The following is a 4,290-nucleotide window of genomic DNA, read 5'->3' as shown; positions in this document are numbered from 1 at the left end:
GCGTTATGCCTTTTCCTCAAATATCGACAAGGAGAGTCAATTTGAAAATAGTAGAAGCAGATAAAATCCACCTTGAAACTGTTGCTCAATTATTTGATTTATATCGTCAATTTTATGGGCAAGAGTCAGATTTAGCGCAAGCTTCGCGTTTCATTGAGGAAAGGTTCAACCATTCAGATTCAGTCATTTTCTTAGCACTTGATCATCATGATCACCCGTTGGGTTTTGTTCAGCTTTATCCATCGTACTCTTCAGTCGCGATGAAGCGTATGTGGTATTTGAATGATTTGTATGTAATTGAATCAGCAAGACATAAGGGGGTTGGTAAAGCATTGCTACAGAAAGTCAAAGTTTATGCTAAAGAAACCAATGCTTTAACTGTGAAGCTTGCGACTTCAATTGATAACGAATCAGCAAAAAATCTATATGTATCTGAGGGTTATTCTAAAGTTACGGCTTTTGAGCACTTCACACAAAAAGTAGTACAGGCATAACAAACAATTTAAGAGGGATTCTCAACGCTTGGCATTTTGGGTTCTACTTCAAGTTTTGTGTTTATGGCACAATGCTTTAGGTTAGGTGGAGGCGTTGTTCACCCCTTAATTGGGCGTTATGCAACTAGGGGTTCAATCTTTTGTGATTTCTCTGGTTATTCGCTTTATGTTGTCGGCAAATGGGCATTTTTACCCTCAGATTCTTGGTTAACTCAAACCGTAAAACAGACAAAAGTCTTGGTTTGCCTCAATCATTTTTAGTGTTGGCTTGCTGCCAATTCAGCGGGCGAAAAGTGTGGAAAGGGCAAGTTAATCGATCATTTCGCATTTGCTGAAAGTCTTGCTCGGTAAGTTTGTCTAATTCAAAAACTTGGTTTGTTGTTGAAAGGTGGGCTTTGTTTTGGCGGCTTATTTATCACAGTTCTTGCTTGGGCTGGTTCTTGAATCACTTAACCATTGCAATCGTGGCTTTTGATCGAGTAAAGTCAGTTTATCTTATTGAATTTGCATAACAAACGGCTCAAGAGGGATTGCCAACGCGTGGCGACTTTAGTGCAAAATTGAAGTTTAGTGTTTACAGTGTGTTTTTTAAGTTCAGCGGTGCGTTGTCAACCCCTTAGCCGGGCGTTATATTTTTTTAAGTTCAGCAATCAAAAGGATTCATGATGAACGTGGATAAAGCGAAAAAACGCATATTGAAACGAGTACAAAGAGGTTTCAAAGGTTATCCGCAAATATCATTAGAGTATTTCGGTAAAACGACGGATTTAGCGACCGAAGTCGTTATCACCTTTTTACCTGAGGAGAATGCCGAGCCTCAAATACAACGCTTTACAAGTGACAAAGATGCCCGCGAAGACGAAGCGATTCAATCTGTATTGTTAAAAATCATTGAGCGTGCGGAAGCTGCTACAGTTTTGGAAAAGCAAGAAATATCAGTTTGTTAATGGTTTGTCGGCAACCCTAAACAGTCGGTCACGTTAGTGTAGAGAATGAAAATATAACAAACGGCTCAAGAGGGATTGCCAACGCTTGGCAACTTTAGTGCAAAATTGAAGTTCAGTGTTTACAGTGTGTTTTTTAAGTTCGGCAATGCGTTGTCAACCCCTTAGCCGGGCGTTAGTTGAATAAGGACGTTTCGTGGATATATTAGGATTACTATCAGGTGCTTTAGCTCAAGTTTGGTACATCATACCTCTGTTACTTTTCGTTTCGATATTCAAGAGCCGATGGTTTAAAGGTATGTTCGGGGAGTTCTTGGTAAACAGACTGCTGTCACAGTTACCTGAGTCAGACTACACGTTAGTACAAGATGTAACCTTACCCACAGAAGATGGCACAACACAAATCGACCATGTTGTTGTATCTAAGTTCGGTATTTTTGTTGTTGAAACGAAAAACATGAAAGGGTGGATCTTTGGCTCAATAAGTCAAAAACAATGGACTCAAAAAATCTATCGGCATACTTCTAAATTTCAGAACCCTCTTCATCAGAATTATAAACATATTAAAACCCTTGAATCATTGTTGGGCATAGATTCATCTAAGCTGCACTCGGTCATCGTTTTTATTGGTGATAGTATGTTTAAAACTGAGATGCCTAACAATGTTACTTACGCACGAGGTTGCTTGGATTACATTAAGCAGTTCATACAGCCAGTATTTTCAGAGACTGAGTACGCTCAAATTATCGCAGCAATCAATGAAGTTAAGCTAAAGAAAGGCATAGTTACAGATTTAAAGCATAGGCAACATGTTAAAGAGCTGGTCGCTTCAAAAGAAAACATAAAGCAATGTTCACGTTGTGGCTCTGAAATGGTGGTGCGTGAAACAAAGCGTGGCGAAAATAAAGGTAAACAGTTTTGGGGTTGCTCCTCTTTCCCTAAATGTAGGTCAGTGGAAGAATTCAACTAACAAACGCTTCAAGACGGATTCGCAACGCTTGGCGGTTTTTGTTTGCATTGATTAAGGTGTTTACGGTGTAATAATTGAGTGTCGTGGCCGCGTTGCTCACCACTTAAGCGGGCGTTAGAAAAATATTTTACTATGGAGGAAAAGTGCCAAGTTATTTTGAATCAGAAGAAATCGGTGATGTTGGAGTAGATCTTGTTTCTTTACAAGTGAAGCGTTCGCTATCATGGATTTTTAGAGAGCAGCCAAAGAATGACCTAGGCATTGATGGTCATATAGAAGTTGTAAATGAGCAACGACAGGGTACAGGTAGACTACTTGCTGTCCAAATTAAGGCAGGCGCTTCATTCTTTAAGCATGAAAATGAAGTTGGTTTTACGTTTTACGGGAAAAACAAACATCTCCAGTATTGGCTCTTGCATTCACTTCCTGTGATTCTCATTTTGTGTGATATTGAAAGTGATAGTTGTTACTGGGTAGAAATTTCAAGAACTAGCGTAGAGCATACCGACAAAGGTTGGAAAGTTGTTGTACCTAAACGTCAGATTCTAAACATAGAAAGTAAACGACAACTCATCGATATAGCGGGTATGCCTCAACATTCTGATATTGTCGAATTGTCTCTATTTAAGTTTTTGAATGAAAAGTACCATAAATACTCCAAAACTGGTCGGTTAGATATTTGTCCTCTAATGCATGAACCTAGAGACTTCATGTATTTTACTTGTTTAGCTGAATTTGAAAAATCTTCAGAGACCGTATTTATCGCACATCACTACGATATTTATGAAGATTTTAGTATTAGTCTTGTTGAAAAGTTTTTATCGTGGCGTGACATAAATAAGTCCTATGGTAACAAAGGAATAACAACTAAATTACTTATTTTTCATATTTCTGATTCCAAAGAAAAGCTAGTAATTTCAGAAGAAATTAACGAATTAATCCAGCGATCGGATAATGTTGAAATTTGTGGTTTATTATACTCTCATTCTTCGCTGGTAAATCCAATGGATGGCAAATTCTACTCACTAACTGAGTTTGATGAAACAGGCGAAGAAATATACTTTTACGAGTGAGTATTTTTCTAACAAACTGTTTAAGAGTGATTCGCAACGCGTGGCATTTTTAGTATGCGTTGCGCTTAGTGTTTAAGGTGGTATGCGGGAGCGTCGGCATTGCGTTGCTCACACCTTAACAGGGCGTTAGGTATTTGGAGGCATAATGAGATCAATCTTGTTGATTATTTGTACTGTTTTATTAAACGGCTGCTTGGGTATGCCCGAATCAGTAAAGCCTGTGTCGGATTTTGAACTGAACAATTATTTAGGTAAATGGTACGAGGTTGCTCGACTTGATCACTCTTTTGAAAGAGGTTTAAGTCAGGTTACTGCGGAATACCGTGTTCGAAATGATGGCGGTGTTTCGGTTCTTAATCGTGGTTATTCCGAAGAGAAAGGTGAGTGGAAAGAGGCTGAAGGCAAAGCTTACTTTGTAAATAGTCCAACAGACGGTTATCTGAAGGTTTCATTTTTTGGTCCGTTTTATGGCTCTTACGTGGTGTTTGAGTTAGAGCGTGAAAACTACAGTTATGCCTTCGTATCAGGGCCGAATACAGAATATCTGTGGTTACTTTCAAGAACGCCTAGAGTCGAACCAGACATTCTGGAGAAGTTCGTTCAAATGTCGAAAGAGCGTGGCTTTGATACAAATCGGCTCATTTACGTTCAGCAGCAATAAATACCTAACAAACGGCTCAAGAGGGATTGCCAACGCTTGGCGACTTTAGTACAAAATTGAAGTTTAGTGTTTACCGTGTGTTTTTTGAGTTCGGCGGTGCGTCGTCAACCCCTTAGCCGGGCGTTAGGCAAAGTGAGTTTTTATCAGC

The 4,290-nt window shown here is 39.2% G+C and carries 5 protein-coding genes; all 5 read left to right on the top strand.

All coding sequences use genetic code 11. The features are described from left to right. On the top strand, positions 1 to 494 hold a 494-nt coding region (locus AACQ42_RS17030; protein ID WP_441351193.1), incomplete at its 5' end, for a GNAT family N-acetyltransferase. A 665-nt stretch (positions 495 to 1,159) separates the two neighbouring features. Next, positions 1,160 to 1,441 (top strand): hypothetical protein, encoded by a 282-nt coding sequence (locus tag AACQ42_RS17025; RefSeq protein ID WP_170907960.1) that lies wholly within the window; start codon positions 1,160 to 1,162, stop codon positions 1,439 to 1,441. A 193-nt stretch (positions 1,442 to 1,634) separates the two neighbouring features. Beyond that, a complete protein-coding gene (locus tag AACQ42_RS17020; protein WP_094165418.1) occupies positions 1,635 to 2,408 on the top strand; it encodes an NERD domain-containing protein in 774 nt (257 codons plus the stop codon). Between the two features lie 143 nt (positions 2,409 to 2,551). Next, complete coding sequence (locus AACQ42_RS17015) at positions 2,552 to 3,481, top strand: DUF4365 domain-containing protein (RefSeq protein ID WP_176429655.1); 930 nt, start codon at positions 2,552 to 2,554, stop codon at positions 3,479 to 3,481. 145 nt (positions 3,482 to 3,626) lie between these two features. Continuing rightward, a complete protein-coding gene (locus tag AACQ42_RS17010) occupies positions 3,627 to 4,142 on the top strand; it encodes a lipocalin family protein (protein ID WP_094124518.1) in 516 nt (171 codons plus the stop codon). Positions 4,143 to 4,290: the final 148 nt, after the last annotated feature.

This window comes from Vibrio sp. V12_P9A6T4 (assembly GCF_963874835.1).
In the GTDB taxonomy this organism is placed as follows: Bacteria; Pseudomonadota; Gammaproteobacteria; order Enterobacterales; family Vibrionaceae; genus Vibrio; species Vibrio anguillarum.
Note: the sequence above shows the minus strand (reverse complement) of the source record. Positions and strands in the feature narration are given on the sequence as shown.